The 2,890-nt window shown below is 64.0% G+C and carries 5 protein-coding genes; all 5 read left to right on the top strand.

The window, feature by feature from the left end:
- On the top strand, positions 1-452 hold a 452-nt coding region (locus A9W95_RS00680; RefSeq protein ID WP_082982829.1), incomplete at its 5' end, for a DUF3097 family protein.
- Between the two features lie 125 nt (positions 453-577).
- Positions 578-1,102 (top strand): OsmC family protein, encoded by a 525-nt coding sequence (locus tag A9W95_RS00675; RefSeq protein WP_067408723.1) that lies wholly within the window; start codon positions 578-580, stop codon positions 1,100-1,102.
- An 11-nt stretch (positions 1,103-1,113) separates the two neighbouring features.
- Positions 1,114-1,590 carry a cyanase gene (cynS, locus tag A9W95_RS00670; RefSeq protein ID WP_067408721.1) on the top strand — a complete coding sequence of 159 codons (477 nt, stop codon included), beginning with the start codon at positions 1,114-1,116 and terminating at the stop codon, positions 1,588-1,590.
- Positions 1,587-2,654: an acyl-CoA dehydrogenase family protein gene (locus A9W95_RS00665; protein ID WP_067408719.1), complete on the top strand. Its 1,068-nt coding sequence runs from the start codon at positions 1,587-1,589 to the stop codon at positions 2,652-2,654. The genes cynS and A9W95_RS00665 overlap by 4 nt, the downstream gene beginning before the upstream one ends.
- A 19-nt stretch (positions 2,655-2,673) precedes the next feature.
- Positions 2,674-2,890, top strand: a 217-nt coding sequence (locus A9W95_RS00660) for an RNA polymerase sigma factor (RefSeq protein WP_305799953.1), incomplete at its 3' end; no start/stop codon positions are given.

Below are 2,890 nucleotides of genomic sequence, written 5' to 3'. Positions count from 1 at the left end.
ACCTGCGCGTCGAGGGCGTCGTGGTGGAGCATCTGGGTGGAGTCGACGACTTGGTCGACATCGTGGCGGAATTCGCTCCCAGCCCGCGAGCGCGATTGGGTGTGCTGGTTGACCACCTGGTGCCCGGTTCCAAGGAGGCCCGCATCGCCGACGCCGTCGCTCACGGGCCGGGCGGCCCCAACACGCTGGTGGTGGGCCACCCGTACGTCGACATCTGGCAGGCGGTCAAGCCTGGGCGACTGGGGCTTACCGCCTGGCCGATCGTGCCGCGTCACATCGACTGGAAGCACGGCGTGTGTGACGCCCTCGGCTGGCCGCACACCGACCAGGCAGACATCGCCGCGGCCTGGCGGCGAATCCGGTCGAAGGTCCGCGACTGGAACGACCTGGAACCGGCGTTGATCGGCAGGGTCGAAGAACTGATCGACTTCGTAACCCAGCCGGCCGCATAGCTCCCGGTTGGCAGTAGAGATCGAGCCGGTCGAAGATGTGGCATACGTCACCGTCACGTTGGCGTCCGGGATGAACACTAAGCCGTGACCACCCAATCATTCGCCAAAACCATCGGAGGAAGCTCATGACCGACGCGCTTGTGATCGATGCTGAGGGCCTCGACCGGCTGTCCTGTAACGCCAAAGCGGATCCCACCACCGGTAAGAAGACTCTGAAAGCCAAGACGGTGTGTGAATCCGGCTTCCGCAACATGACCTATGTGCGCGACTTGGCGCCGATGCTGGTGGGTGAGCCGCCCGCGCTGCTCGGTGACGACTCCGCGCCCAACCCGTCCGAGACCTGCCTGGCCGCACTGGGTTCCTGCATCTCGGTGGGACTTCTGGCCAACGCCACTCACCGCGGCGTGACGTTGACCAAGATCGAGGTCGAGATGGAGGGCGATATCGACATCTCCGCCGTGTGGGGCGTTGGTGACACACCGGACGGCAAAGTACTGGGGTTCACCGCCGTGCGCTGCAAGGTGACGCTGGACGGCGACGCCGACGAGGCCACGCTCAAAGAAATTCACGACAACGCCATCGAGTGGTCTCCCGTGGTCAACACGTTCCGCCGCCCGGCAAGCGTCGACTCCACCTTATCTATCGGTTAGGCGCAGACGGCATGAGTTACAACTCGTCGAAGGCGCAACTTGCCGAAACCATCCGCTTCGCCCGGGCGAAGAAGGGGCTCAGCTGGACCAAAATCGCCGAGGCGATCGGCAAAGACCGGGTGTGGACCGTCGCGGCGCTGCTGGGCCAGCATGCCCTTTCCGCCGAAGAAGCCGCGACCGTGGGCAACCTGCTGGACCTCGACGACGACGCCGTCGCAGCCCTGCAACTGGTGCCCTATCGGGGCACCGACGAGGCGGTCGCGGCGGACCCGACGATCTACCGGTTCCACGAGGCACTGTCGGTCTACGGGCCGGCGCTCAAGGAACTGATCAACGAAGAATTCGGCGACGGAATCATGAGTGCCATCAACTTCCGCATGGACGTCGAACGTCGCCCCGATCCAGACGGGGACCGGGTGATCGTCACTTTCGACGGCAAGTTCCTCGACTACCGATGGAAGCACACTGAACAGGAGGGCTCACCGTGACCGCGACGATCGACGCCGAATCGGAAGTCCTCGATCCGGATTTACTGGCCGACATCCGCGCCCACGCCGGCGCGTTGGACCGCGGCGAGGACAGCTCTCGGCGCAGCTTCGCCAGTCTGGGTGCCGCCGGTGTGCTGGGTTTAGGCGCACCGAACAACAGCGACGGCAAGCTGCACCAAATGGCAGAGGTGATTCGCCGCATCTCCGGTGAGTGCATGAGCACGGGGTTTTCGGTATGGGCCAATCGAATGGCGGTCGAATACTTGCTCTTTGCCGCAACACCGTTCAGCAACGATGCGGTTGCGCCGTTGCGGGCAGGCACGGTGCTGGGGGTGACCGGCATGGCTGCCGCATTCAAAGAAGCGGCCGGGTGCGGAAGCTTGGAATTGAGTGCTGCCACCGTCGCGGGCGGCTATCGGGTGAGCGGTTCCCTTCGTTGGGCCAGCAACCTCTACGAGGACTCGCTGATGATCACCGCCGCACGAACCGACGCCGGCGACCGACTGATCGTCGCCGTACCGCTGAACACGCCGGGCGTCACCCTCGGTGACCATTTCAAGTTGTTGGCGATGGATAGCACGGCGTCGTCCTATCTGGAACTCAAGGACGTGTTCGTACCGGACGAGCAGGTTCTGTCGCGGGACTTCGCAACGTTTCTCAGTGGGGTACGCCCCACTTTCCTTGTGCTGCAATCGGCGATGTGTCTCGGTCTGGCCAAGACAGCGGTGACTCAAGCCAAAAGCGGTGTGACAGGCGTCAATTCCGTTTTCGCTGACGAAGTGGATCTGGTCACCGAGAACCTCGACGTGGCTGAAGCGGAACTGACCCGCTTGGTTGGCGCGGTCGGAAGTGCGCAGCCGCCCAGCAAGAAGGAGTTGTTGTCGCTGCGCCTTCACGCGGCCGAACTCGCCAGCGCCAGCGCGGCGTTGGAGATTCGTACCGCAGGCGGCAAAGGGTACGCGAGCAAGACACCGGCTAGTCGCCGCTTCCGGGAAGCGGCGTTCATTCCTGTCCAGTCGCCTTCCGAAGCCCAGCTCCGGTGGGAGCTGGAAAGCTGCAGTTGAGCGGCCTCCCAGGTCGGCGATGACCGCGGGGGCCTGCCCGGCCGCCGAGTCGGACTCCGAGCATTCGGTCGGCGGTATTCCGCTGGCCGATCTGGTGCGCGACTTTCACCGACCCATGGTGAATTTTGCGCGCACCATGGTGAATTCGTCGGCGGTGGCCGAAGAGGCGGTGCAAGAGGCATGGGTGCAGGTGATCAAGTCCTCCGGTTCCTTTGAAGGACGCTCGTCGGTGGCGA

It is taken from the genome of Mycobacterium sp. 1423905.2, assembly GCF_001673155.1.
Classification (GTDB): domain Bacteria; phylum Actinomycetota; class Actinomycetes; order Mycobacteriales; family Mycobacteriaceae; genus Mycobacterium.
This window is presented reverse-complemented; position numbering and strand designations above follow the sequence as displayed.